Source organism: Edaphobacter modestus (genome assembly GCF_004217555.1).
Lineage (GTDB): Bacteria > Acidobacteriota > Terriglobia > Terriglobales > Acidobacteriaceae > Edaphobacter > Edaphobacter modestus.
Map to the genome: position 1 here is coordinate 5878890 of NZ_SHKW01000001.1, position 24618 is coordinate 5903507.

Here is a 24618-nt window from a genome sequence, read left to right on the forward strand (position 1 = left end):
ACATCATGGAAACGTTCTTGAACGAAACCCAGCTTTCAGAAATGCTCCAGGTCAGTTTGGCCTGCTTGAGACGGTGGCGGCTCCGCGGAGAAGGCCCAGAGTACGTGAAGGTGGGCCCACTTGTGCGGTATCGCCTTGAAGCAATCATGCGATGGGTGGATGGGTTGCCGACGGGCGGAAACGGTGGGCGACTGAAGCCTGTCGGCCCTCCCCGCAGCCGACTGCACCCGGTGGCGTGATTGCTCTCGTTCCTTCACCGGATCGCGAAGGTGCGAGGAACGTTGCCCTATCGAGACGGTGCGCAGATCCCCTTTTGCCGCTACCGGAGCAGTGGACCCGAGCGGAACTGGCGTTCATCTGCAATCGCAACGGGGAATTTGACCGAGTTTTGGAACCACCTCATGATGGCACCGCATCGAGGAGGTGCATGTGGGAAAGCGGACGACTTGGCTCGGTATTGCAATTTCAGTGACGGCGCTCGATGCGGCCGTGGTCACGTATTACGGCGGCTTGGTCTGGAGAGCATTCGCGGTAGTCATCTGGAGCAAGTTGCTGTTGCTCCTATTGGCTGCCGTATGGGCCACGACACTTCTGCACATCTGGGTTCACTCGTGTTCCCAACTGCGGCAGGCGAAGCGGGAACGTCGGGTAGTGGTGTCGATCCCGGTAAACGATCTTTTGTCTGAGCTGGCGGAGGAGATCGATGTTTGATTCGTTGACTGACCTTTCGAGCAAGCTATCAGCAACGGGCTACTTCATCGATCCCGTGATGGTCCAAGTCGTCTATCTTGCTGCAAAGCTCAGAAAACCGTTATTGCTCGAAGGACCTGCGGGATCGGGCAAAACGCAGCTCGCCCTCTCCGTGGCGGCTGCGGCTGAAACGCATGTGGAGCGCCTCCAGTGTTATCGCGGCGTCAGCGCGGACAAGGCCATTGGACGTTTCGATGAAGGTCTGCAACGTCTCTATATGGAGTTCTCCAAGAGCCAACACGAGAACTGGCAGGCCGTACAGGCGAGTCTGAAGGGACGCGACTTCTTTCGACCCGGTCCGCTGATGCGTGCTCTCGAGTGCGAACGGCCCTGTGTGCTCTTGATCGACGAACTCGACAAAGTGGATGACGGATTCGAAGCGATGCTGTTGGAGATTTTGTCCGCCTGGCAGCTCTCCATCCCAGAATTCGGAACGGTTGGAGCCAGGAGCATTCCATTCGTCGTTCTGACCAGCAACGAAGAGAGACGTCTCGGCGATCCGATCCGCAGGCGCAGTCTCTATGTACGCGTCGAACACCCGACGCCACAACGGGAATCGGAAATCATCGCGAGCCGCACGCCAAACGCCGATGCAGAGTTTCACCGCGAGATGGCTGGCATTGCGCTCTCGTTTCGCAATTATTCGCTCGAAAAACCGCCATCCGTGTCGGAGATGATCGACTTTGCCAATGCCCTACAGTTGCTTGGCGCCGAACATGTGACCGAAGAGCACCGGGACGTCCTGCTGCCGTTCCTGGCTAAGACTGATAAAGACCGTCGCCACCTGCTCCTCCGCGAGGGTTTCAAAAGCCTCCTCGATGACGGTGCTCGCTTCGCCCAAAAGATGGCGCTTGAAGGAGAGCCACGAACATGAAATGGATGCTTCCTTTGCTGCTGTTCCTCCTACTGCCCAACGATTCCAAGGCCGATGTCCCTTCCCCTTTGGCCGAACGATGTGTCCAGCATTATGCGGCTCACTATAGGGTGCCACCTGAGTTGATCGCAGCTTTGATCGACGTCGAATCGCGCTGGAATCCTCGCGCACTGTCGAACAAGGGAGCAATGGGATTGATGCAACTGATGCCCGATACAGCTCGGCGCTACGGTGCTGTCGAGCCTTCGATGTCGAGCAGAACATCGCGGCCGGCACCCGCTATGTGACCACATTGATGTGGGAGTTCCGAGGTGATCTTCGCCTGGTAGCTGCGGCGTACTACGCGGGTGATCGTTGGATAGGACAAAAGCAACTCAACTACTGCAACCCCGATGTCATTGCTTATGTTGAGGCGGTTCGACGGCAGTACGTGATGCGAAAACAAGCGGCCCCAAGACCATCAAGGAGAGAAACAAGATGAAACTTCGTTGGCTCATTCCCATTGCAGTATTGCTGCCGCTCCGACTCGGAGCTACCGGACCAGCCGTAAGCTCACGTGTTGCCACGATCACGATCAATCTAAATCAGGTGACGGCACTCCATCTCCGACCTGAGTTCGAGTCGACGATTCGCATGCCCGAGGAGATCACTTCTGTCATCCTCGGAAGTCCGAGTTCCTTCAAAGCCGAACACAACGAGGGCGAGCCGCAGTATGTCTACGTCAAACCCATCACAAAAGATCCTGTGCAGTCCAACCTTCTCATCGCAACGAAGTCCGGTCAGCATGTGACGCTGGAGCTTATTAGCGACGGGGCCAGTGCTAACAACGCCAACCAGCCGGTTGACTTTCTGATCGAGTATCGTGTCTCGCGAAGCTTTCTGATCGTCTCCGATGCGACCGTCCCGGTAATGCCGAAGACCGCTGAGAAGCCGGATTCCTCGGGTGCGTCGCCACCCCACTCTCCTTCTGTAGTTCCTTCAGCCATCGATCAAGAGTTTGAGCAACAAACCAAACTCAATGCTCCCAAGTAGAACAAGTGGGACGGAAAACAGATCGAGACCTCGATCGGCGACATTCGTCAATGGAGCAACGAGACGGTCGTCTCTTACTCGGTCTACAACAGCTCGGACCAGCCGGTTGAGATCGTCGCTCCACAGATCCAAATCACCGGCCGCAAGACGGAGAAGAAGAAGAAGAAAGAAGGCAAGGGCATCCTCTCCGATCAACTCGAAATCCGCGACTACAAACTCAGCGTGACAAGGCTAGAGCCTGGCGGACGCGCAGACGGTGTGGTCGTGTTCGACCGCCCAAATTTCAAGCAATCGACGGAGAAGTTGTTCCTGCAACTTGCCCAGGCAGATCAGGTCGATCGCCCGATCTTGATCCGTCTTCCATTCACCCCACCCATCGCGGCAGAACGCCCGTAGAGAGGATCGTGCAGAATATGAGCGTCCATGACAACAACAGCAACGGCAGCCGGAGTGTACCCGTCCAGATCGATGAGTCTCCCGACCGAATCGGTGCACAATCTCCTCCGGCGCCGGGACCGAACGAGCCTGAGCCCACTGAGGAGGCCCTAACTCGAGGAACTGGCCATTTTGCGACGCGCGCGGGCATCAACGGGACTCCAGGCATTGGCAAGAACAAGCTCATTCTTCTTGGAGGAGGTCTGGCTGTCGCGGTACTGTTTTTTGTCTTTACCGCGATCGTCGGAAGGTCCCCGAAGAGACAGACCACTGCGAAACCGAATGGCTCGCAGGCAAGTCTTTCGGGGCCGACGCAGCCTAAAGGCAGCGTAACGCCCGTGATGGAAACCGTTCACACTCCAGCTCCCGATAATTCCAGCGGGCAGCTTGGACCGGGAGATATACGACGCACCCGCTCCTCGGACGGCAAAGCCGCAGCTGCGGCAAGCTCTCAGTTTTCGCGGAAGCCTATGGCGGCGAAACCGGCAGCGGCTTCGTCTTTGGGAGGTGTTCCATCCTTCGCTGATACACAACAGAAATGGGAGGAACCTCAGCCTTACGGAGAACCTGCGTCGAGTCCCGCTATCCAGACGCAGCAGCAAAACGCGCTGAAGGAAGCTTCTCTGATCTTTGTTCGCAGTCCGACTCAGAGTCAGTCATCGACGACGCCAAGGCTCAACAGTGATGACGACGATGCGCCAGTATTAGAGATGACACCCGGCATGAGGATACAGGCGAAGCTTGAAACCCAAATCTCGAGTGCTGTCCAGGAACCGGTCGTGGCTGTTGTGGAGTACACATACGCCATTGGAGACAGAATCGTGGTTCCTGCTGGCGCCCGTATCTATGGCAAGCTCGTACCGGCTGATCGAAGCGGGCTTGTCAGCGTGGAGTTTGACGAGATTCGATTGCTGGATGGGAACCGCGATGAGAAGCGAGAAAAGATCGACGCGATAGGACTCGGCCTCGATCTTGGTCCCATCAAAGGAAACGTCTCTGGGAAAAACACCGGCAAGAACTTCTTGGTGCGGGCTGCATCAGGAAGGCATCACCGTTCCATCTGGGAGCGGATCGGTTGGAACCAGCTGGCTCGCAAGTATGGAGACGGTGTTCAAAGCATTCGTCAATCAGATCGTGGTGGCCAAACTGGTTCCGGTTCTCGCAGCTTACTTCGTTCTGAAAGCGACCCTGGATGGAGCGGCCGGCGAAAATCCGCTCCCGTCCATCATCGCCGCACTGTTTCTAATGTCACTCTCCGCCACCATGCAACTGATGCAGGGCTGGAACTCGGGAGGCCAGTACGCAACCACGGACATGCTCACTTCCCTGTGGAACTACATCGTCGGCCAGATCATGCCCGCGGCGGCAGGCCTGGCGTGTGTTGGTGCGGTGATCAACTTCGTCCGCCATAGGCCGTGGACCCGGATGGTGTTTGCCGCAATTTCTTTTCTGAGCGTGAGTGGACTGCTCACACTCTTTCAGGCTATGGCGGCCTAGGAGAAAACGATGAGTTTGAATGGCGCAATCACGAACCTCGCCTCCTGGGCTGGAAACACCATGATGCCAACGATGGCTGGGATGTTTTTCGCCGGTGCTGTCTACCGCTACAGCAAGAGCTCCCCTTTCGAGCACCTTCTCTACGGTGGTTTCGCTTCGCTCATGTGTTCCGGGATGCTTCGCGCGCTCGAGGGCTTTGTGCAAAATGCTGGACCGACGAGTGGCGATGGCTTCTGGATGGCGACGATGAGTCTCGTGAACTGGACGGCCAACGTAATCCTGCCCATGTTCGCGCTCACTCAACTCGCAGCGATGGCGCTCCATATGGGTGGCGTGGTCTCTGAAATCTATCCGGGTTCGACCTGGATTCGTAAGTTCATCGCGGCAGTGGCTGCGTTGATGGTTTCAGGCATCGTGCGCTTCGCCGAATCGATGGTGACGCAGGCGCACGGAATTTGAGGAGGATGTCATGAGCTTGGATTTGACGCCCGTTCACCGCAACCTTCATACGAAGGTCACATTTCTTGGTCTCGAGTTTGAGGATCTGATCCTCGTGCTCGCTTTGGCAGCTCTCATGAACCTGCTTGCCCACTTTGCCGGGAACGATGCTCATTTCCTCGGGATGCCACTCAACATCTTCATGGAGTTTGTCGTGCCAGTGTTGGCCGTTCCATTTTTGATCCTCTTCAAGTACGGACGTCCTCGGGGATATCTGACCGATCTTGTGCGGTCATTCTTCTCGCCCCGCGCGTGGTGCGCACTTGAGCGAGATTCGCAACAGGCAGAAGCTTACGTCGTCGAGGAGGAATAGCCGTATGCAGGCTTCGATCAAAACAGAGGCGGACGGAATGGTGAGTTGGCGGCTGGACCCAGAGGCAGCTCAGGCTGTGTTCGCCAGCGTGGTCTTCGCGTCGCGATTCCACGAAGGGATTGCACCCCTCGCCGTGATGGCGGCGGAGAGACTACATGGCGACACGCAGCCGCGTGTGACCGGAAGGAGAACAGAGCTATGCCAATGACCTATGCGGAACACGAAAAGAAATTGAAGTCGCCCGCCGTATGTGAACTGTTACCTCTCCGCGACCTTCCAAGCGGCGATAACGTGATGGTGCGCACCAATGGAGCGTTCGTGGCTGGCTATGAACTCCGCGGAATCCTGGCCTACTTCGCGACAGACAACGACCGAAATCAGACCAAATCGATGCTGGAAGCTTTATTCCGCAGCGTACCCGACGTCAGCATGCGCATTCAGTTCCGGTACGAAATATCTGAGCATCTTGGCGACCTGCTCGACAGCTATGTCGGCCAGCAGAGGGCCGACCAGGCTGAGGTGATGGCCCTAGATGCTCACAGGCTCAGGATGTGGATGGAAAAAGAGCATAACGGCTTTTTCTTCGAGAATCGACTGCACGTCTATCTCATCTGGGACCCCCGCATCCACGCCAAGCTGTATCACTCCATGCAACAGAATCGAAAGCTTGGTGGATTCACTGTCAGCCAGAAGAAAGCAATTCAGCGGACTCGCAAGGAGCATGAGACATACCTAGCGGAGTTCGAATCCATTCTCCGGGGCATCGAGGGGTCGATGGAGGGGGCCAATCTCGGTCCCCGAAGACTTTCGACACAAGATCTGTTCGAGGAACTCAAACACTCACAGCATCCGACTCGGCGCGATCACCGCAGCTTTGTACCCGGCGAGGAGATGCTCGAATATCGCAGCGCGCGAGAACAGGCGACGCAGGCAAGCATCCTCAATGAGACAGAGACATACCTGAACATCGATGGCTATCTCTACTCCGTCATCAGCTTGAAGGAACTGCCGGACGCGACCTTCCCTGGAATGCTCCAGAATTTCTCGACGCTTGGTTTTCCGGTGGTCATCACCGGCCAAGTGGTCATTCCCGATCAGGTGAAAGTGCTCAAGAGTTACAAGAAGCGCCTGCAGAAGATGACGGCAGCGCAGAAGGACGCAAACGGCAACTTCAAATCAAATCCCGAAGCCGAAGTGGCGCAGGCGCAGCTCATTCAGGTGCAACGGGACATCATCTCGTCTTCTCTGAAGACGGCAAAACTTAGCCTCTCCGTTGTGGTTCGCACTTCACAGACGGCTGTGACCTTCACTGACCTCGAACGAAGCGAGCGCGACCTCGCCAATCGTACGCAGGAAGTTCTGAACGCCTTCACGCATATGAACGGCTCGAAGGCGGTGATGGAGACGATTGCCAAGCGCCGCATCTTTCTTGGCACACTGCCGGGCATGGCCGAGGCGGATAAGCGGGATCAGGACATGCTGACATCGAACGTCGCGGATCTTGTGCCAGTGGAGATGCCCTGGACCGGTACTCGTAGGAGCCCTCTCATCCTGTTCGAAACACCCTACCGCCAGCTCATCCCTTTCTCAATGTTTGATCCCGACCTCTCCGACGCAAACGGCTTGCTGATGGCGAAGAGCGGAGGAGGCAAGACACTTGCTGCGCAACAGATGCTGCTGATGGCCGCTCGCGCGAATCCGTTGATCTCCATTCTCGAACGTGGCGACTCCTACCAGCCCCTCGTCGAGTTGATGGGTGGCGAGATGATTGAGATGTCGCTCGATAGCAACCAAACCATCAATCCCTGGGATCTACCACAGGGAGAGACCAAGCCTTCCAATGATCAGATCTCATTCCTGAAGAATCTGACGCGGCACATGCTGGGTGAGAACACTCCTCCGGACCTCGACATCGATCTTCTCGACAGCGTTCTTCTCGAGGCAATCGCCTCCACCTACAAACGCTGCGGCGCGAAGACGTCCAACCCTGTTCCGTTGTATGGGGACCTGGCCGCAGAACTTGCTCACTGGCAGGATCGCGACCGCAATCAGAAGATCAACGCGATGGCCCAAATGGCATCGACCAAACTTCGCGCGTGGGTTGATGATGGACCCTACGCGCGTCTCTCTGACCGACCAACCACTGTCAAACTGGACAACCCGTGGCTCTACTTCAATGTGGAGAAGCTTAAGGACGATCCCCGCCTGGAACGAGCGATGAGCCTGCTCATCGCGCATACAGCGACTTACCGGGCCTCCGGGATGACTGGGCAACCGAGTATCGTCCTGCTGGATGAATGCTGGGCGCTTCTTGAATCACCGATTCTGGCGAGCGTGGTTGTGCAACTGTTTCGCACCGCGCGTAAACGCAATGCGAGTGTGTGGGGTATCAGCCAGACGCCGGAAGACTTTGTCGGGACGCCGGACCGCCCGAACGAGCATGGTGCAGGCATCGTCAAGAATGCGACGACGAAGATCATCGGCAAACAACCCGGCGATATGACTGCGCTGCGAGATCACGTCCATTTGAACGAAACAGCTCTCAATCAGATCAAGACTTTCGCCCACCCAAAGAAGGGACACAGCGCGGAGTTCCTAATCGCGATTGGGGAAAAGGCCGAATCTACCCATTCGATCCGGATTGTTCCGAGCGCGGTTGATTACTGGATTACTACGACTTACGCGCGAGAACGCGCCTACCGCAGGTGGTGGCTGCGTAAGCACCAGCACTTGCGGCGGATCGAAGCCTACGAACGGCTTGCGGAACAGTACCCACGTGGACTCGCTGAGATCGGACCCCTTCCTGTGGAGTTGTCCGGTGAAATGCAGGAGGCATTGGCGCAATGAACGAAGAGACCAAATCAAATAAAAAGATTTCGAATGTCGATCCTTCTGTCGCGAGCGAATCGGCTCAAAGACTGACCTCCCGGCCTCAACGGAAAATGCGGATGGGCATTGCTGTTGCGATTTTGGCGACCACTGTTGCGCTGCCGACATTGGGACACGCCCAGTTCCTGAGCGTCTTCGACTCCATCTTCAGCTCCATCCAGAGCGACATCGGCAGCTCATTGAGCTCTGTCAATCAGATCATGCAGCAGGTCACGAAGCTCCATCAGACGACCGTGGCACCCCTGGCTGCCCTCAATCAAGCTCGCGGGTTTGTCGCCACTTCGATCTCCAGTTTTCGCAACTCAATGAATCAGGTATTCAACACACCGTTCACGAGTGCGGTTACGCCCGGTGCGCAACAGTTCGAGTCCATTTTGCATAGTCGGCTGTCCACCCAGATCCCTTCACTTCAGACGAGCTTCACCACGAACTACGGGACGATTCCCCAGGCTAATACTGCATTGCCGCAGGATCGCGTGATGATGGACATGGACGATGCTTTAGGTCAACAGAATTTGAAGACCACGCTTATCGCGGATCAAGGTGAAGATCTCATCCTGCAGACCGCAAACCAGATGGAAAACCAGGTTGCGGTGAGCACGCCGGGCTCGAATCCATACCTCACTGCACAGGCACAAGTCGCGAACCTCCGTTGCCAGGCCTACATGCAGATGATGATTGCGGCAGAGCTGCGCCAGGAGGCCGGCCGTATCGCTCACGACAATGTTCTCGTGAAGCGCAGAACCACTATGACCGGTGCAGTTAACAGCCTCATCACTGGGGCGCTGACCAGATAAGGAGAGCCGCCATGACAGACCCAAAGATAAGTCCCGACAAAGTTCGCAAACCATTCTTCCGCTGGAAGAGACAGTCCGCGCGTGAGGCCATAAAGCCGGCGATGCTGAGCGACACCGATCCCCAACCTTTGAAACACCCCTGGTATAGATCGACTCCGCTCAAGATCGGAGGTGCTGCCCTTTGTGTCCTCCTCATCGTACCCAACCACGCGCACGGGCAGTTCGGCATCGATACGGCTGCGATCATGGCGGCCTTGTCAAAGATGCAGTCGCTCATGAACACCTATATCGCAGCGCCACTCAAGACGATGAACCAGTACGAACAAAGCGCGGCAAAGTACGAGCAGCAAGTGATATATCCGCTGACCGCGATCAATCAGGCCAAGAGTTCCGTGGTGCAATCTGAAAACCAATTCACCCAAATGAGCAATATGTTCCGTACGGTGAACGTCTCAAGCGCGACTCTGCCACAATCACATAACCTCGAATCGTTGTTGTTATCGCGGAATGCGGCGAACGTGCCCACGGTTTCGACTCAGTTCCAAGAAGTCTATGGCGTCGTCATGGCCCAAAATACGACATCACCTGCGGTTCGCACCATGACTGATATGACCGACGCTCAGGCTCAAGACTCCATGAAGAGGGCGATTGAGATCGACGCATTGGCGACCGCGGAACTCAGCGAAGCCGACCAAATGGGGCAGCAGATCACCCAGGCAGCGCCGGGCAGCGCTCCAATCCTTGAGGCGGAAGCGGATGTCTGGGTCGTCCGCGCCAATGCTTACACACAGGCCGCGCTCGCCGAGTTGATGCGAACTCGCGGAATAGACCTTGCCAATCAGAGTAAAGTCGCGAAGCTCGCAACCACAGACAACACAGGCAATAACAACCTTATCAACGGATCGCTGACGAACAGGTGACACGATCATGATGTTCCTTCATCCCAATGTCGCCTTACTCGCGTTCTTTCAGGGAACGCAGCTAAGCCTTTTCGAGCGGTTTCTGACGGAAGCCATATCTGGCATTAACTCGACCAGCATCACGTCAGGAATGCAAAACGCAGCTTATGTCGTGCTGCTGGTGGGTTTCCTCTGGCAGATGTACCAAGCAGCCCTGCATGGCGGCGACGCGCGCGGCCTGGGAACAAGTCTCATCAAGTACGTTGTCACTGCCCTTGTGGTGATGAACTACACCACGTTGGCAGCGTCCGCCTGGATCGCTCTGGCCTTTCCGCCATCGAGTTCAATCGCTTTGACTACGGCCGAGGCTGCGCTTGCGTCCTTTGCATACGTGATGGCTACACTTGCTCCATCGGCGGCCAGACGCTTCGCAATCGCTGCGCCAATGCCCCGGGAACCGCCGGTAACGAGTGCCACTTTCTTCGCTAACTTAGACATATAATCTCCTTTGTTATTTCGCGGAACAATTCACGAAGCCGATTCGGTTGCGATCTTGCCCGATCGTGTCGGCCCGGTTCTGAACCACTCAGTTCTATACGATGATGAAGGTTAGGCGAGGATGCAAGATATATTGAACTATTTAGTTTTTTACCGGATAATATGTGGATGGGCCGCCCAAAGAACTTTAGCCGAGAGGAAGTGTTGGAGAAGGCGATGCCCGTCTTCTGGAAGCATGGATTTTCGGACACGAGTCTTCAGGACCTGGAACGAGCCACAGGCGTGAACAAGTCAGGGCTGTATACGGAGTTCCGAGACAAGGAAGATCTCTTTGTAGCGTGCCTTCGGCACTATCTTGAGAGCCAAGAGAAGAGGGGGCTTCTCACCAAGGAACCTCTTGGCTGGAACAACGTCGAAACCTTTCTCAAGAATGGTCCTCTCAGCAAGGGGGAACTGCAGGGATGTTTTTCCGTCAACTCTATGCGGGAGTTCGCTATCCTTCCGGATGAGGCTTATGGGGTTGTGGCGGAGAATCGGGTACTATTGCAGCGCCTTCTCGCGATGAATATCGAGGCGGAAAAGTCTAAGATGGCTGCTTCTGCAATTGCCGAGATGGTGCTTTCCTTCTTCTCCGGATTGTGCATTGAGCGTAACCTTAAATCCGGCAAAATCTCGTCGAACCGCAAGATCGAAAACTTTATGACAGCCCTTCGAACTCTCTAATCGAAGGCGACAACGCAGTTGGCAGAGGTCATGGGTTGAGTAAGAGGTGCCGAGGGTCCCTCAGGGCGTCAAAGAGCCAGAGGATCTTGTTTCCTGGTGTTGGACGATCTGGTGCCGGCGGACCACAACCCTGAATCGAACCGCAACTTAGAGTGCGGCGGACGTCAACCCCGTAGTGCGAAGCGCCTTTATGTTCCTGAGCGGAGCGTCGCCGAAGAGCCGACGATACTCCCGAATGAACTGAGTCGAACTTTCATAACCGACATCGAGCGCAGCCGTCCCTACCTCGTACGACTCTTCAAGCATCAATCGACGCGCTTCGTGCAAGCGTAGTCGCTTCTGGTACTGAATCGGACTCATATCCGTCAGTTCATGAAAATGCCGATGGAGCGTAGATACTCCCATCCCGGCCATCTTCGCAAGTTGATCGATGCGCAATGGCCCTCGGAAGTGCTCCCGAAGCCACGCCACTACCTTCGAGACCCTTTGCCCATGCGAGCCAAGGCGCGCAATCTGCCGAAGACTGTTGCCTGCCGGCCCGGAAAGCAAGCGGTAAAGAATCTCCCGGTGTATCAGATCCGCCAATACAGCAATCTCGCTCGGACGCTCGATAAGCCTCGTGAGTCTGAGGACGCAATCGAGCAGCTCGGGCGTAACTGCGGCAGTCAGTCCAGACGCGGTGGGAGCGACGTTGCATTCATTGACATCGATGTGCGCCATCATTTGCCGCGCGATTTCGAGGTCTAGATCAATTCGCAACGCGGTATATGGCTTTTGAGAACTGGCGTGTGGTATCGCAAACACCGTGGGGCGATCAATTGCGGTCAACACAAGTTGGTTCTCATCGTGAAAAAAGATAGTCTCGCCGACTGAAACCCTTCGCTGGCCTCGAATACACATGCACATGCAGGGTCTGTCTATGTGGATTGTGGGAGGCACAGGCGCGGTGACGCGGGCGACGCTTAGCCCAGGAACTGGCGTGCGATACCTCGTGTTCGCTTCTGAGAAGCGTCTGATTCGCTCTTCGATTTCGTCTCTCATTGAAGCCGAGATGTCGGCCGAAGGCCCCTGAACTGGCGCTGAAGGTCTGGTTCCGCGATTGCGTTTGGACGCGCTTGTCATGTCTGTCTCATCTTGCCACGAGGATGTCTCTCAGAACCATGCTCTGAGAGGATTAGGCAGCAAATAGATGAAATCAGGCTAACGAAAAAGGGATCGTTCCACATAATCTCTGACCTGCCAGGAAGGTCTGGCTAAGGAGTATTTACCTTCAGGATTTCATGAAAAGACGGATTTTGCCTTCTGGGTTGGACATATCGGGGACTACCAACCTCCCCAGGTTCAACCTGCCTGATTCGCTTGCATTCGGAGCCTACTAGAGTCACGACCGCGCGAATTAGGTTAGTTCAACCACAATCACAACATTGGAGGATCTAGATGAAATACAACCGGCTTGGAACTTCCGGCTTGTTCGTGTCGGAGTTGAGTTTCGGGACCATGACATTTGGCGAGATGGAGGGGCAGCCGACGCTTGGGGGCCTAACTCAGAAGGATGCCAGCGCACTGGTGGCGAAAGCTTTCGAGGCAGGAGTGAATCTGTTCGACACGGCGGACGTGTACGCCCTCGGTGATTCGGAGCGTTTCCTCGGCGAAGCCCTTCGGAACCTGGGCGTGCCCCGTGAAAGCTACCTGATTGCGACCAAGGCCTTCGGCCCGATGGGCAAGGGGCCGAATGACGTGGGCGCCTCGCGTGGGCATCTGCTCGACGCCGCAAAGGCAAGCCTCAAGAGGCTGGGCGTCGATCATATCGACCTGTATCAGATTCATGGCTTTGATCCGGCAACGCCGATGGAAGAAACGTTGCGCGCTCTGGACGACCTCGTCCGGCAAGGGTATGTGCGTTATGTTGGCGTGTCCAACTGGGCGGCATGGCAGATTGCTAAGGCGCTCGGCATCTCAGCGCATCTCGGTCTCTCGCGATTTAGTGCTCTCCAGGCGTATTACTCGGTCGCGGGGCGCGATCTGGAGCGAGAAATCGTCCCGCTGCTGGACAACGAAGGAGTTGGCTTGCTGGTCTGGGGTCCTCTCGCAGGCGGCCTGCTCAGCGGCAAGCAGCCGCGTGGCGCGGAAGCTCCGGAAGGCAGCCGACGTGGGGCGTTTGCATTTCCGCCGGTCGACTACGACCGGGCCTACGATGCTCTCGACGTGATGCGCGGTATTGCTGAAACACACGGTGTCTCAGTCGCGCAGATCGCACTTGCCTGGCTGCTACACCAAAAGGTCGTATCGAGTGTGGTTGTCGGAGCCAAGCGCATGGACCAACTGGAAGACAATCTCCGGGCTGCTAATGTCTCACTCACCGACGAGGAGCAAGCAGCCATTGCGGAGGTCAGTAAGATTCCTGCCGAATATCCAGCCTGGATGATCGAGCTCTGGAGCCACTTCCGCCGCACTCAATTGGTAAACTCCAGAAGGTGATTATCTATCCCGTTCGTCCATTCTCGTCATGGTCTGAGGTGGCGAGGAGAACTCGATGGAGTTTTGTAATACGCTCGGAACGAGGCGGTTGCGAACTCTAGAGAGCTTCATCCTGCCATCCTCGCCTACAACGAGATGCAGACTTCAGAGGCTACCCTGTGTTGCGATCTCGTCAGCAACTACCGATTTCAGCGGAGGCATCGTTCGCGACAATCCTGCCGTGAACAAAATGGTGGCCGAAGCGACAGCACTGGGCCGAGCAGGTATTCCCGACGACATCGGTCGCGTTCCAGGTTTCGGCATCCTTGGCGGCAGAACTGGTTACCCACGGATGAAAAACATCGATTCCGCGAATTCCGCGAAAACCACGATACCGAGCTACCCTAATTAACTCATCCGTTCAACCACTTACGAATGGCGCTTGGCTTGCTATGGCAACCTTGTAGCTTGAAACCAAGGGGAAGCCACACATGACACACATCCTTATTGTTGAATCAAGCCCTCGGGGAACCGAGTCCGCCAGCCGCAAATTGACTGGCAAGCTCAGAGAGCGGCTTGAGATGCAATATCCAGAGGCCACGATAATTGAGCGTGATCTTGTGAAGGACGCACTTCCCCAGCTGGATCAACCGACCCTGAAAGCAATTTCTACGAAAGACCCGGTCGAGGCAGAATCGCTCAAGGAAGCCGCATACCTGTCCGACCAACTCGTTGACGAACTGATGATGTCGGACCTTCTGGTGATTGCCTGTCCCATGTGGAATTTCGGAATTCCGCCGTCTCTGAAGGCGTGGATTGACTACGTTGTGCGCGCTGGCAAGACCTTCAACTACGCCGGTGCCGGGTAGAGGGGTTAGCGAAAGGCAAGAAGGCGATCCTGGTGCTCGCATCAGGGGGAGTCTTCAGTGAAGGGCCTTGGAAAGGCTTGGATTTCGTGGAGCCGTATCTGCGCCAGATCCTGGGCTTCATTGGAATTGAAGACGTCCAGACTGTCCGGGCCGAAGGTATGAACATACCGCCGCTTGCGATCCGTGCTGTACCCAATGGCGAAAAAGGGCTGCAGCGGTGGCGGCAGTTGCAATGGAAGTCGCGGCGGGCCACACCCGCGACGAACCCCATCTGCCAGCTGCCTCCACCAGTGCAACCCACGAACGCGAAAGGAAAGAACGAAGGCCGTTGAAGCACTCGTAATTTGAGAGGGAGAACTATGCTCGACCACATTATTCTGACTGTCAGCGATGTCGAACGTTCGCTAGCCTTCTATGAGGCGGCGCTGAAGCCACTTAACATCAAATTCTTCATGCCGTACAAGGGCGAAGACGGTCATCCCGATCTGTGGGGATTTGGTGATGGCAAGAGGGCGTGCTTCTGGATCAAGCAGGGGAAGCCTGATCCAGCAGCCATTCACTGGGGCTTTATGGCCGGAGATGAGGATAAGGTCGATGAATTCTACAAGGCGGCAATGTCCGCTGGCGCCAGAGACAATATTTCACCCCGCGCACGACTGGAATACTATCCGGGATACTACGCCGCCGATATCTTTGACCCGGACGGGTATTCGTTCGAGGTCGTCCATAAAAGCTAGTGATGGAACCACAGAACATCACCTGCCCGAAGTGCGAATGGTCCGGTCCAATCAATCCATTCGAATAAATCTGTCTTAGAAGACTAATTGAGGAGTCTGAACATGGCTACCACCGCACATCCCATTCTTGTACCGCCATTTACACGTGAAACTGCCATCCGTAAGGTGCGCGGCGCGGAAGATGGCTGGAACTCGCGTGATCCAGAACGTGTCTCGCTCGCTTATTCCATCGATAGCAAATGGCGTAATCGCTCGGAATTCGTGGCAGGCCGCGAGGAGATCGTTAGATTTCTCAGCGGCAAATGGTCAAAGGAACTCGACTATCGCCTCATTAAGGAACTGTGGGCTTTCGACGGCACGAGAATAGCCGTCCGCTTTGCATATGAATCGCATGATGCGACAGGCCAATGGCATCGCTCCTACGGAAATGAAAACTGGGAGTTCGGAGAAGATGGGCTGATGCATCATCGTCACGCTTCCATAAATGATCTGCCCATCAAGGAGAGCGAGCGCCTCTTCCACTGGCCTCTCGGACGTCGGCCTGACGATCATCCCGGACTGAGTGACTTGGGCCTGTAGTTCTGTCCACCTGTGGCGGGTCGTTTGCGCATCGCCAAAGTGACCCGCCAAGGACATTCAGTGAACTGAACCAATCCAGAAGTCAATGACGAGGTTTGCGTTTATCGATTCGATCCAAACCAGTGAACACGTGGCATGATTTCTTAATCATGCCTTTCCCCCGTCTCGGCCTGTTCAAACAGCTGTTTTCTGAGGGAATTCCTTTCCCAATACACGCTTCCTGTTCTTGGCTCCCCAGGCGCAAAGAGGAGCCATTGATTTACCCAGCGCCTTTCCAAATGGTGTGATGGAATACTCCACTTTAGGTGGAACCTGCTGGTAATCCTTCCGCACCAATAAGTTGCTCTCCTGCATTTGCCGGAGATCCTGGATCAACATTTTCTCGCTTATGCCTGGCAGCAGCCGCCGAAGTTCGCCGAACCGTCGAGATCCGTGGCATAGATGAAAGAGGATAAGCATCTTCCACTTTCCTCCAATCAGACCCAATACGACATCCAGTCCGCAATCCGACATTGACAGAACCTCCCAAGGATTTGTTGATACTTACCTAAAAGTAGGTACTGGTCGATTGTAAAGCAATGATCTAGCCTTGAATCAATGTAATTGCAGAAGGAAGCGGGTAGCAGACGTCCTCTTCTACGAAAAACTCGCGGAATCCTCCGCCATGCTCACAAGGCGAAAGCATCAGGATCGCGAGCGGCGGTCCTGAGCTGGTGCTTCATGGAATACGAAAGGTCAGAAATATGGGAAGGCTCACAGGAAAGATTGCCGTGATCACTGGCGGCAATAGTGGTATCGGCTTGGCGACGGCGAAGCGGTTTGTATCCGAGGGCGCATACGTCTTCATCACGGGTCGGCGTCAGGACGAGTTGGATAAGGCGGTAGCGACCCTCGGCTCAGGGGTTACGGGAGTTCAGGGAGATGTATCCAACCTGGACGACCTCGACCGGCTGTTCGCAACAGTGCAGGCAGAGAAGGGGCATGTGGACGTACTGTTCGCCAACGCAGGGATTGGCGGAATGAGTCCATTGGGCTCCATTCCCGAGGACCAGTTCGACAAGGTTTTCGCCGTGAATGTCAAAGGAACCCTGTTTACCGTGCAAAAGGCGCTTCCGCTGATGCGGACTGGCGGCTCCATCATACTCACGGGATCGACGACAGGTTCGATGGGATCGCCCGCCTTCAGCGTGTACAGCGCAACCAAGGCCGCTATCCGAAATTTTGCACGATGCTGGGCGCTCGATCTCAAGGGGACAGGCATCCGGGTCAATGTGCTCTCGCCGGGAGCTACAACGACACCTGGTCTTCTCAATGGACTGGCGAGGACGGGAAGGCAAGAGGCTCTTCTTGCCGGTCTTGCCAGTCAGGCACCCCTTGAACGTGTGGGCAACCCGGACGAAACAGCCGCAGTTGCCTTGTTCCTCGCCTCCGACGACAGCAGCTTCATGACAGGAAGCGAAGTATTCGTCGATGGCGGTATGGCGCAGGTCTGATTCAGTGAGAGAGGGGCTGCGCCAAGGGATCTCCTCTCAAAATAGCGAATCGGTGACCGAGGTTGCAGATGATTTCATTTGCAAACGATCCAAATGAGCTGAACACGGTGATCCGGCTCTGGCCTGACGGGCCACCCAGCAGCCTGCCCTGCGTTGGGCCGGAAATTACCTTCGGGAGCCCGGCTGTCTTCGGTCCCGAGACGATCGCCCGGCCGAGCTGCACATCTTCACCCGCGGCGGCCACGGGTTTTGGCGTCGGCAAGCGCGGGCTGCCGGTGGACCGCTGGACCGATCTGCTAGTAGACAGGCTGGCGGATCAGGGGTTCGCCTAAGTCCTCGGCAGCTCGGGTTCCATTATGATTAATTAAGTGCAGCTGGTTACCCGATCCAGGAGCAGGCGATGTCAACTCAAACTAAACAAATTCCGGAGGAGAGGCCATCATCCTCGTTAGAGGCAGTCACAGCGCATTTCGTCTCTAGTCAGGGCAGCTTGGCAGATAGTCCATTGAAGATGTCGGAGGATCAACTGTGGGCAATCATCGACACGATTCCGGCGCTGGCCTGGTCTGCCCGTCCCGATGGTTCAGCTGAATACTTCAACCGGCGCTGGCTGGACTACACCGGGCTCTGTATTGAGGAGACACGTAACTGGGGATGGACCGACGCGGTTCACCCAGAGGATCTGAGCGGCCTCACCGACTACTGGCGATCGATTCTGGATTCCGGGGAGGCCGGTGAAATTGAAGCACGCCTGCGCCGGTATGACGGAGAATATCGATCGTTCTTGTTCCGTGCGGCTCCGTCGTTTGACAACGAGGGAAGGGTTGTCAAATGGGTCGGAACGAACATCGACGTCGAAGACCGAAAACGCGCGGAATACTTGCTCGCCGGAGAGAATCTCGTTCTGGAAATGACCGCCAAGGGCAGTTCGCTGGAATCCATTCTCGAAGCCCTCTGCCGAGTTGTAGAACAGTCCGCCAGCGGATGCTGCTGCAGCATCCTGTTGATTGATCCCAGTGGCTCGAAGATCCAACAGGCTATTGCTCCGAGCCTTCCATCCAGCTATCGTGACCGGTTTCCAGGCACCCCGGTGGATCGTGAAGGAGGACCCTGCACTCAGGCGGCGCGCCGCAAGACACAAGTGGTTGTATCGGACGTGGCTGCGGACAGGCAATGGGACGCTTATGGATGGCGCGTGGCCACGCTGGCGCACGGTCTAAAGGCGTGCTGGTCGACCCCGATAATGGCCTCAAATGACCTTGTGTTGGGCACCTTCGCGATCTATTGGCGCGAGCCGCACTTCCCAACCGAGCAGGACCAAAAAAACATCCAGCAGGTGACGCATCTCGCGGCGATTGTGATTGAGCAGAAGCGCAATGAGGCGGCGCTAACCAGGGCTCTTGACGAAGCAGCCAAATCCGAAGCTGAACTTCGAATAATCGTGGATGCAATACCGCAGCTCATCGTCGTGATTAACACCGATGGAAATCTTCAGTACGCGAATCAGGCGTTACTGGAGTACACGGGGCTGACGAGGGAAGTAGTCGGATCGGAAAAGTTTCGTGAGGCTTTTCATCCGGAGGATTCCCAGAGATTGCGCGACGAGCGCGATGCGGCGATCTCGCGAGGGGTTCCATTCGAGTTCGAACGACGAGTGCGCCGCAGGGATGGTCAGTATCGCTGGTTCCTGGTTCAATACAAGCCGCTGTTGGATCCACAAGGAGGGGTGATCCACTGGTATGCGACCGGTACCGATATCGACGATCGCAAACAGGCGGAGGAGAGATTACGGCGGAGTGAATGGAATCTGCTGGAGGCCCAGAGACTGGGCCACACCGGCAGTTGGAGCGTGGATATTGCGTCTGGAATTGCGACCGCCTCGCCTGAAATGCTTCGATTAGTTGGCTTCAAACCGGGCGAAGACTGTTCGAGGAATGACTATCTTATTAACAAGATGCATCCGGAAGATCGGGAGCGTGTCCGGGAACTGTTTATAAAATCTGTAAGCGAGCGAGTCGATTTTGAAGACCACCACCGCATATTGGGTGACGATGGAGCTATCAGGTACATGCATTCCATCGGCCACCCGGTCTTGAACGAAGCAGGCAACCTCATTGAATTTGTGGGTGCTGTTCTCGATACCACGGAGCAGACGCAGGCCAGGATCGAATTGGAGAATGCTCTTGCGGAGGTCAAGCTTTTAAGAGACAAGCTCTATAGGGAAAATCTGGCGCTTCGGGATGAAGTGGATCGCGTCTCCATGTTCGAAGAGATCCTGGGGACATCACAGGTTTTGCAAGCGGTCGTGTCTCGGGTGGTCAAGGTTGCCCCTACTGATTCCAGCGTGCTGATCACAGGCGAGACTGGTACGGGCAAGGAGCTAATCGCGCGCGCTATTCACAAGCGATCCGCGCGTTCGCGACGGGCCTTCGTCAGCGTCAACTGCGCAGCTCTGGCGCCTTCACTGATTTCCTCGGAACTATTCGGTCACGAAAAGGGAGCGTTCACAGGGGCGACCCAGCGCAAGCTGGGCCGTTTTGAGCTGGCAAACGGCGGAACGATTTTTCTCGACGAAGTCGGTGAGCTGCCAGCCGATATTCAGGTTGCGCTTCTCAGAGTACTGCAAGAGCGGGAATTCGAGCGAGTCGGAGGAACGCAATCGATCCAGGTCGACGTCCGTGTGGTCGCGGCCACGAACCGCGATTTGGAAGCCGCGATAGCAAATGGGACGTTCCGCGAGGATCTGTTTTATCGGCTCAACGTTTTTCCAATCCAAATGCCACCCCTGCGTGAGCGGAAGGACGATATTCTGACGTTGCTTGAATACTTCGTCCAGCGCTTTGGCCGAAAGCTAGGTAAGACCTTCTCGAAGATCGACAAGCGTACTGTCGAATTGTTTCGATCGTATGATTGGCCAGGCAACGTCCGCGAGTTGCAGAACGTCGTCGAGAGATCGGTGATCGTAAGTCCTGATGACGTGTTTTGTGTTGATGAAGCCTGGCTGTCTACAGGCGCAGCGAAGACGCGGTTGGCGCAACAGATGCCGGAGCCAACGAACGGCGACTCGAGTCGCGAGCGGCAGATCATTGAAGCGGCACTCGTCAAAAGTGGAGGCCGGGTTTACGGTCCTAAGGGAGCTGCAGTTAAGCTTCAAATCCCACCCTCAACCCTTGATTCCAGGATCAAGAAACTGCAAATCAGTAAGAGCCATTTCAAACTCTACTAGAACCGTCTACCCTTGATGGAACCGCGAATTCCGCGAAAATCCCGATGACAAATTAGGCTACTTCGACGCATTTTCAAGCACCTATGAATGGCAATCTCTTTGCACTGATAAATGCGCATTCTGGCCGGAACGTAGGCTCGGCAGGGAGGCTATTCCAATGACCTTCTGGATTGAATGGCTCGTCAGCGAGGAGAATGTCGCAGCGGTGATCGTTAAGGTGGCGGACACACTTCGGTAAGAGTCCGTTCCGGACGCGTGGAGGCGCAATACGCGAAATAGGTGCGTCCTCTCCGACGTCATGATGCCACAGCTTTGCGGTGTCGACCTTGCGATACAGATCAAAGAGAGTACCCTGTTCCGGGCATCGAACGTGGGGTGCCTTGGCAGGCACAGGCGAGCAGGGAAGCTGACTCCGAGGATAAAGGACAAAAGGCGACATGTGGACCAGTCAGCCGAAATTTATGCGTATGCCCGTGCCAGGCCGACGGGCGCGAACAGTTATTGTGGAGGATGGCTGAGGATCATCGGGCACAAGAGCACTGTTTCCTCTTGCCGATCTCAACCGCGCGGCCGCAAATGGCCTCATACAATAGCCTCTTGAACGCTGTATTAGATAATTGCGGCCATTGTCTTGAGAATCATTTTCACCAAAAGTGAGGAAGAGCCCTAGATTGGCCCGCTTCGCTCACTTATATTGGCCCACCTCTACAACCCGGCCTAAACCCAACATTGCTGTCACGAGCCGCAAAGTAGCTCTCAAGCTGTGAGTTGATCGTAAACGAGCAGCATCTGGGTTCCGGGCAGACTGTGGGCCGAAACGGGGCGGATCGATGGGCAGGCGCGAATGCAGATCGAGACAGAAGCGGCCGTAAGGATTGACGTGGCCGTAGACAAGCGGGGTGATGCCCGGAGGTCCTGAGCGTTGAGGCGCTCAGCCCACGCAGGTTCGGCAAGGACCTGCTGAATCATCAGGGTGTTGATGTAGACGAGCGAGAGCTGGATCATGCGCCGCAAGTTCCAGGATCATTCATAGCTGACCGTCATCCGAGCAATTGGTCGGCACCTACAGACATCGCTAAAGTCGTCCACTCGTAGATAGAGCCTCGATATTTCCGCGAATTCCACGAGAACCCCGATTAGGGGTCAGCTTACCTCGACCGGCTTTTCAAGCACTTACAAATGGCATTCGACTTGCATTGGGAATCGCATCCTGGCCGTAACTTACGCCTCGGCGCGGAGCGATGCCAATAACCTGCAAGATCGAACGGTTCGTCAGCGAGGAGGATGCCATCGTGTTGCGCGTGTGGATGTCTCGAGATGGAATGTGTCAACACCATCGAGGAACTGGTCGAAGCGGAACGCGCACATCTCGTTCTCGAACTTTCAGATGTGACGCTTGCTGATGACGACGCAGCCGCGTTTCTTGCAGCTTGCGAGTCGACGGTATCGAACTCAGGAACTCCCCGCCTTTCTTTGTGGGTGCGTCTCCAAAGAACAGGCCAGCCTTATGCGGTGAGTTTGCCGACGCCTGTGCCGATCGAATACTCGATAACCGATTGAATGGTCAAGCCGTGCAAAACGAGGAGGGAAGATGCCAAGTGAATTGACCGATATCGTCGTGGTCGACGACAACCAGGTCCTGCTGAACGTGATTTCGGAGATATTCAAAGAGTGTGGCTATACCGTTCGCACAGCCACCGGTGGTTTCGCCGCCTTGGCACAGATTCGGATAAGGATCCCGCACGTTCTTCTTTCGGACCTTAACATGCTAGGAATGTCCGGATTCGAACTGCTATCAGTCGTCCGGCGACGGTTTCCGGAGATTGTGGCCATCGCAATGAGCGGGGCCGATCCAGGCGCAAATGTCCTACCGGGGATCGCGGCCGACGCGTTCTATGCCAAGGGCACAACTAACGTCGCACAGTTGGTTGAGATTGTGAGGGCGATAGAGAACAGGCGTGATGTATATGCAGCTCGCGCCGCCGCGCCAATCTGGGTACAGGGAATGCCAATAGACCGTTCGGACACCTCGACCGTGCTTGTTTCCTGTCCAGAATGTCTCAGGGCATTTCCCCATACTCTCCCTGGCAACAGTCCCTTTCAGGACCAGAGGTGTTGTCCCCATTGTTTCGAACCAGTACAGCTGGCAATCGTCCGGCACTCGCGTGAGCCGGACAAAACTATCTTTCCGACATCGGAAGTGGCGAAGCAAGCGAGCGAATCTGCAGCGAGAGTCAGACGATTCTCAGGCGAGCCGACCGGGAGGATGTATCAGCCATGATCAATATCCTGGTTAGCGTGGTTGTATTCGCCGGCGTGAAGCGGGCCTTCCTGCGGATGTTTACATCCGAGTACAAACGAAATCCTCAGATCTCGAAACAGAGGATTCGTGATGGAGACCCTTATCTAATGGAAAGACCTGATGGACGACTTCTGGCCTCATCATCACTCTTGGGAAATCGAATACTCGGTTCTACCGACCTCGCATGAATCGATCTATCGAAAATAAGCTCGTGCACTGATAACTCCTCAATGAAGGGATCAATAGACCTTGAGAATAGCGACCGAACAATGGAGCGTACTATTTCGCGAGCGTCGGTCATGTTTCCTGCTAGCTGCGCGGATGTTGGTAGGAGATAAATGCTCCCCCGAGGCCGTGCTGAGTCGGACTCTGGTGAGTGTAGAAGGGGCAACCGTCGCAAATGGATTCGAGTTTCCGTATGCCATTCGTTCTCTGGTGATAGAGGCGCTCGCCGTTGCACGCGACGCGCCCATGCAACCGGAGCCTTCAGAACAGTTCCGTACAGACCGATCCATAGAAGCGAGAATTGAAGGGCTTCCTAGACAGGAGTGCGTGGTGTTGTTTTTGAGGGAGGTGCTCGAGTTTTCGAGAAGAGAAACGTCTCTACTACTCAAGACGAGTGATGAAAATGTCGACCGACTCCTTACCTTTGCGTGGAAACGACTGGGCGATTTGGAGCCGTACTGCCTTGTCCCACTGAAAAGCAGATACAGCGCGCACAGGGAGCTCGCCGATGGCGACCGCCTCATGACCTGATGATAGAAAGATTATGCTGGTTCTGCCGGATGCGATACACGCTACCGCATGCAAGTTCGCTACCACAACGATGTGTAATGAACCCAGCATCCGTAACGCACGCGCACAATTTGCTCTCGATTCACGCGGTATCGCCGTACAGACTGTTTCTGGCCTGTATATCGAGTGCGTGGGTACCGGGAAACACTTCGACGTATTCGATACGCGTGCACGCGATAGTGGAGAGTCGTAAGTGCTGGCTGCAACGTTATACCGCCACCCGCTGCAACGTTATGCCGCCACTAGCGACGAAGCGGATGGGCGGAGGATCATGGGCGCAAGAGCACTGTTTCCTCTTGCCGATTTCAACCTCGCGGCCGCAAATGGCCTCATACAATAGCCTCTTGAACGCTGTATGGGATAATTGCGGCCATTGTCTTGAGAATCTCTTGGGACAATTCGGGATCGGGCACGCTGCGTGCCAGAATCATGCCGCCGATCAATTCCGCAAACACAACAATAGCCTTCCTCCGCCGTGCTGCCTTAGTACGGCCGGGCACAACTCGGGACAATATGTCGAGAAACTGTAGTTGTACTTCCATTACTGCTTGCTTGACCAACACCGGCTGACGCCCAAGTTCGCCGCCGAGAGCCGCAAACAGGCAGCCGGCCTCCGGATGCTCCTGGTGCCGGGTGGACAAATAGTCCTTTGCCAGGGCTGCAAGTGGGTCTCCAGACGCCTCATCGATGACCGTTGCCCACTTCGCTGAAGTGCTCCTCATGGCCCGCTGTGAGGCTAAGCTCACCAACTCTTCCTTGGATGTGAAGTGCCCGTAAAACCCTCCATGGGTCAGGCCTACTTCCTTCATCAGCTCGGCGACGCTGATGCCGTCGAATCCCTTCTCCCGAAATCGCTTCGCAGCGGCCTCGATGATCTGCTCCCGGTGCTCCGCCATCTTCTGTTTGCTTACTTTCATCGCATGTTCCTCCTCGGAATCGACTATTTAGATGATAC

At 55.6% G+C, this 24618-nt stretch carries 25 protein-coding genes and 4 pseudogenes; 23 read left to right on the top strand and 6 right to left on the bottom strand.

Translation table 11 applies throughout. From position 1 onward, the window contains the following. Positions 1–5: 5 nt before the first annotated feature. The 5 genes and pseudogenes from BDD14_RS32585 (at position 6) to BDD14_RS24940 (ending at position 2656) form a co-directional block, all read left to right on the top strand. A complete protein-coding gene (locus tag BDD14_RS32585; RefSeq protein WP_207231822.1) occupies positions 6–239 on the top strand; it encodes a helix-turn-helix transcriptional regulator in 234 nt (77 codons plus the stop codon). 190 nt (positions 240–429) lie between these two features. Next, complete coding sequence (locus tag BDD14_RS24920; protein ID WP_130422210.1) at positions 430–711, top strand: hypothetical protein; 282 nt, start codon at positions 430–432, stop codon at positions 709–711. Then, positions 704–1624 carry an AAA family ATPase gene (locus tag BDD14_RS24925; RefSeq protein ID WP_130422212.1) on the top strand — a complete coding sequence of 307 codons (921 nt, stop codon included), beginning with the start codon at positions 704–706 and terminating at the stop codon, positions 1622–1624. Before BDD14_RS24920 ends, BDD14_RS24925 begins: the two co-directional genes overlap by 8 nt. Positions 1625–1629: 5 nt before the next feature. After that, positions 1630–2105, top strand: a pseudogene (locus tag BDD14_RS34670) (lytic transglycosylase domain-containing protein). After that, positions 2102–2656 (top strand): hypothetical protein, encoded by a 555-nt coding sequence (locus tag BDD14_RS24940; RefSeq protein ID WP_130422216.1) that lies wholly within the window; start codon positions 2102–2104, stop codon positions 2654–2656. Before BDD14_RS34670 ends, BDD14_RS24940 begins: the two are co-directional and overlap by 4 nt. 329 nt (positions 2657–2985) lie before the next feature. Here BDD14_RS24940 and BDD14_RS32040 read toward each other — a convergent pair whose 3' ends face one another. Beyond that, positions 2986–3153, bottom strand: a complete 168-nt coding sequence (locus BDD14_RS32040; RefSeq protein ID WP_165420231.1) for a hypothetical protein — start codon at positions 3151–3153, stop codon at positions 2986–2988. A 1045-nt stretch (positions 3154–4198) separates the two neighbouring features. Here BDD14_RS32040 and BDD14_RS24945 point away from each other — a divergent pair. The 7 genes from BDD14_RS24945 to BDD14_RS24975 all read left to right on the top strand — a co-directional run bounded on the left by BDD14_RS24945 (position 4199) and on the right by BDD14_RS24975 (position 10005). Then, positions 4199–4588 carry a hypothetical protein gene (locus BDD14_RS24945; RefSeq protein WP_130422218.1) on the top strand — a complete coding sequence of 130 codons (390 nt, stop codon included), beginning with the start codon at positions 4199–4201 and terminating at the stop codon, positions 4586–4588. A gap of 9 nt (positions 4589–4597) precedes the next feature. Beyond that, positions 4598–5047, top strand: coding sequence for a hypothetical protein (locus BDD14_RS24950; RefSeq protein WP_130422220.1), 450 nt, complete (start codon positions 4598–4600; stop codon positions 5045–5047). 10 nt (positions 5048–5057) lie between these two features. After that, on the top strand, positions 5058–5399 hold the full coding sequence (locus BDD14_RS24955) for a hypothetical protein (RefSeq protein WP_130422222.1): 342 nt from the start codon (positions 5058–5060) through the stop codon (positions 5397–5399). 4 nt (positions 5400–5403) lie between these two features. Beyond that, on the top strand, positions 5404–5607 hold the full coding sequence (locus BDD14_RS24960; protein ID WP_130422224.1) for a hypothetical protein: 204 nt from the start codon (positions 5404–5406) through the stop codon (positions 5605–5607). Then, entirely contained in the window at positions 5598–8246 is a 2649-nt protein-coding gene (locus BDD14_RS24965; RefSeq protein WP_130422226.1) for a VirB4 family type IV secretion system protein, read from the top strand. Before BDD14_RS24960 ends, BDD14_RS24965 begins: the two co-directional genes overlap by 10 nt. A 101-nt stretch (positions 8247–8347) precedes the next feature. After that, a complete protein-coding gene (locus BDD14_RS24970; protein ID WP_130422228.1) occupies positions 8348–9085 on the top strand; it encodes a hypothetical protein in 738 nt (245 codons plus the stop codon). An 11-nt stretch (positions 9086–9096) separates the two neighbouring features. Beyond that, complete coding sequence (locus BDD14_RS24975; protein WP_130422230.1) at positions 9097–10005, top strand: hypothetical protein; 909 nt, start codon at positions 9097–9099, stop codon at positions 10003–10005. Positions 10006–10281: 276 nt separating this feature from the next. Here the strand turns inward: BDD14_RS24975 and BDD14_RS24980 are convergent. Then, positions 10282–10482: pseudogene (locus BDD14_RS24980) on the bottom strand (SDR family NAD(P)-dependent oxidoreductase); the annotation flags it as partial. A gap of 168 nt (positions 10483–10650) precedes the next feature. On the opposite strand from BDD14_RS24980, the gene BDD14_RS24985 reads away from it, so the two are divergent. Next, a complete protein-coding gene (locus tag BDD14_RS24985) occupies positions 10651–11205 on the top strand; it encodes a TetR/AcrR family transcriptional regulator (protein ID WP_130422232.1) in 555 nt (184 codons plus the stop codon). 147 nt (positions 11206–11352) lie between these two features. Here BDD14_RS24985 and BDD14_RS24990 read toward each other — a convergent pair whose 3' ends face one another. Continuing rightward, complete coding sequence (locus BDD14_RS24990) at positions 11353–12327, bottom strand: AraC family transcriptional regulator (protein WP_130422234.1); 975 nt, start codon at positions 12325–12327, stop codon at positions 11353–11355. Between the two features lie 315 nt (positions 12328–12642). Here BDD14_RS24990 and BDD14_RS24995 point away from each other — a divergent pair, with 315 nt between their 5' ends. From BDD14_RS24995 to BDD14_RS25015, 5 genes and pseudogenes are all read left to right on the top strand, one after another. Further along, complete coding sequence (locus BDD14_RS24995; RefSeq protein ID WP_130422236.1) at positions 12643–13683, top strand: aldo/keto reductase; 1041 nt, start codon at positions 12643–12645, stop codon at positions 13681–13683. Positions 13684–14153: 470 nt separating this feature from the next. Next, the gene (locus BDD14_RS33835) at positions 14154–14531 is read left to right on the top strand and encodes an FMN-dependent NADH-azoreductase (protein WP_207231823.1); all 378 of its coding nucleotides are present in this window, start codon (positions 14154–14156) and stop codon (positions 14529–14531) included. Positions 14532–14542: 11 nt separating this feature from the next. Next, positions 14543–14863, top strand: a pseudogene (locus BDD14_RS33840) (NAD(P)H-dependent oxidoreductase); the annotation flags it as partial. A 27-nt stretch (positions 14864–14890) separates the two neighbouring features. Next, positions 14891–15268: a VOC family protein gene (locus BDD14_RS25010; protein ID WP_130422238.1), complete on the top strand. Its 378-nt coding sequence runs from the start codon at positions 14891–14893 to the stop codon at positions 15266–15268. A 102-nt stretch (positions 15269–15370) separates the two neighbouring features. Next, positions 15371–15847, top strand: coding sequence for a nuclear transport factor 2 family protein (locus BDD14_RS25015; protein ID WP_130422240.1), 477 nt, complete (start codon positions 15371–15373; stop codon positions 15845–15847). 174 nt (positions 15848–16021) lie between these two features. Here the strand turns inward: BDD14_RS25015 and BDD14_RS25020 are convergent, their stop codons facing one another. Beyond that, positions 16022–16360 carry a winged helix-turn-helix transcriptional regulator gene (locus tag BDD14_RS25020; RefSeq protein ID WP_130422242.1) on the bottom strand — a complete coding sequence of 113 codons (339 nt, stop codon included), beginning with the start codon at positions 16358–16360 and terminating at the stop codon, positions 16022–16024. Between the two features lie 230 nt (positions 16361–16590). Here BDD14_RS25020 and BDD14_RS25025 point away from each other — a divergent pair, with 230 nt between their 5' ends. From BDD14_RS25025 to BDD14_RS25035, 3 genes are all read left to right on the top strand, one after another. Continuing rightward, positions 16591–17340, top strand: coding sequence for an SDR family NAD(P)-dependent oxidoreductase (locus tag BDD14_RS25025; protein WP_130422244.1), 750 nt, complete (start codon positions 16591–16593; stop codon positions 17338–17340). Between the two features lie 68 nt (positions 17341–17408). Further along, the gene (locus BDD14_RS25030; RefSeq protein WP_130422246.1) at positions 17409–17672 is read left to right on the top strand and encodes a hypothetical protein; all 264 of its coding nucleotides are present in this window, start codon (positions 17409–17411) and stop codon (positions 17670–17672) included. 68 nt (positions 17673–17740) lie between these two features. Continuing rightward, complete coding sequence (locus BDD14_RS25035; RefSeq protein ID WP_130422248.1) at positions 17741–20566, top strand: sigma 54-interacting transcriptional regulator; 2826 nt, start codon at positions 17741–17743, stop codon at positions 20564–20566. An 826-nt stretch (positions 20567–21392) separates the two neighbouring features. Here BDD14_RS25035 and BDD14_RS25040 read toward each other — a convergent pair. Further along, a pseudogene (locus BDD14_RS25040) lies at positions 21393–21571 on the bottom strand (Tn3 family transposase); the annotation flags it as partial. Positions 21572–21883: 312 nt separating this feature from the next. Here BDD14_RS25040 and BDD14_RS25045 point away from each other — a divergent pair. Both BDD14_RS25045 and BDD14_RS25050 read left to right on the top strand, forming a co-directional pair. Then, positions 21884–22126 (top strand): hypothetical protein, encoded by a 243-nt coding sequence (locus BDD14_RS25045; protein ID WP_130422252.1) that lies wholly within the window; start codon positions 21884–21886, stop codon positions 22124–22126. A gap of 43 nt (positions 22127–22169) precedes the next feature. After that, positions 22170–22847: a response regulator gene (locus BDD14_RS25050; RefSeq protein WP_165420232.1), complete on the top strand. Its 678-nt coding sequence runs from the start codon at positions 22170–22172 to the stop codon at positions 22845–22847. Between the two features lie 1145 nt (positions 22848–23992). On the opposite strand, the gene BDD14_RS25055 is transcribed toward BDD14_RS25050, so the two are convergent. Then, positions 23993–24580, bottom strand: coding sequence for a TetR/AcrR family transcriptional regulator (locus tag BDD14_RS25055; protein WP_130422256.1), 588 nt, complete (start codon positions 24578–24580; stop codon positions 23993–23995). Between the last annotated feature and the right edge of the window lie 38 nt (positions 24581–24618).

Excerpts from the sequence above, each read along its gene's own strand:
- BDD14_RS24965 (WP_130422226.1), top strand. The coding sequence starts at position 5,598 with ATGCCAATGACCTATGCGGAACACGAAAAGAAATTGAAGTCGCCCGCC.
- BDD14_RS25045 (WP_130422252.1), top strand. The coding sequence starts at position 21,884 with ATGGAATGTGTCAACACCATCGAGGAACTGGTCGAAGCGGAACGCGCA.
- BDD14_RS24950 (WP_130422220.1), top strand. The coding sequence starts at position 4,598 with ATGAGTTTGAATGGCGCAATCACGAACCTCGCCTCCTGGGCTGGAAAC.
- BDD14_RS33835 (WP_207231823.1), top strand. The coding sequence starts at position 14,154 with ATGACACACATCCTTATTGTTGAATCAAGCCCTCGGGGAACCGAGTCC.
- BDD14_RS24960 (WP_130422224.1), top strand. The coding sequence starts at position 5,404 with ATGCAGGCTTCGATCAAAACAGAGGCGGACGGAATGGTGAGTTGGCGG.
- BDD14_RS25015 (WP_130422240.1), top strand. The coding sequence starts at position 15,371 with ATGGCTACCACCGCACATCCCATTCTTGTACCGCCATTTACACGTGAA.
- BDD14_RS24995 (WP_130422236.1), top strand. The coding sequence starts at position 12,643 with ATGAAATACAACCGGCTTGGAACTTCCGGCTTGTTCGTGTCGGAGTTG.
- BDD14_RS24940 (WP_130422216.1), top strand. The coding sequence starts at position 2,102 with ATGAAACTTCGTTGGCTCATTCCCATTGCAGTATTGCTGCCGCTCCGA.
- BDD14_RS24970 (WP_130422228.1), top strand. The coding sequence starts at position 8,348 with ATGGGCATTGCTGTTGCGATTTTGGCGACCACTGTTGCGCTGCCGACA.
- BDD14_RS24925 (WP_130422212.1), top strand. The coding sequence starts at position 704 with ATGTTTGATTCGTTGACTGACCTTTCGAGCAAGCTATCAGCAACGGGC.
- BDD14_RS24975 (WP_130422230.1), top strand. The coding sequence starts at position 9,097 with ATGACAGACCCAAAGATAAGTCCCGACAAAGTTCGCAAACCATTCTTC.
- BDD14_RS24985 (WP_130422232.1), top strand. The coding sequence starts at position 10,651 with ATGGGCCGCCCAAAGAACTTTAGCCGAGAGGAAGTGTTGGAGAAGGCG.
- BDD14_RS25010 (WP_130422238.1), top strand. The coding sequence starts at position 14,891 with ATGCTCGACCACATTATTCTGACTGTCAGCGATGTCGAACGTTCGCTA.
- BDD14_RS25025 (WP_130422244.1), top strand. The coding sequence starts at position 16,591 with ATGGGAAGGCTCACAGGAAAGATTGCCGTGATCACTGGCGGCAATAGT.
- BDD14_RS24955 (WP_130422222.1), top strand. The coding sequence starts at position 5,058 with ATGAGCTTGGATTTGACGCCCGTTCACCGCAACCTTCATACGAAGGTC.
- BDD14_RS25030 (WP_130422246.1), top strand. The coding sequence starts at position 17,409 with ATGATTTCATTTGCAAACGATCCAAATGAGCTGAACACGGTGATCCGG.
- BDD14_RS25020 (WP_130422242.1), bottom strand. The coding sequence starts at position 16,360 with ATGTCGGATTGCGGACTGGATGTCGTATTGGGTCTGATTGGAGGAAAG.
- BDD14_RS24990 (WP_130422234.1), bottom strand. The coding sequence starts at position 12,327 with ATGACAAGCGCGTCCAAACGCAATCGCGGAACCAGACCTTCAGCGCCA.
- BDD14_RS25035 (WP_130422248.1), top strand. The coding sequence starts at position 17,741 with ATGTCAACTCAAACTAAACAAATTCCGGAGGAGAGGCCATCATCCTCG.
- BDD14_RS25055 (WP_130422256.1), bottom strand. The coding sequence starts at position 24,580 with ATGAAAGTAAGCAAACAGAAGATGGCGGAGCACCGGGAGCAGATCATC.
- BDD14_RS32585 (WP_207231822.1), top strand. The coding sequence starts at position 6 with ATGGAAACGTTCTTGAACGAAACCCAGCTTTCAGAAATGCTCCAGGTC.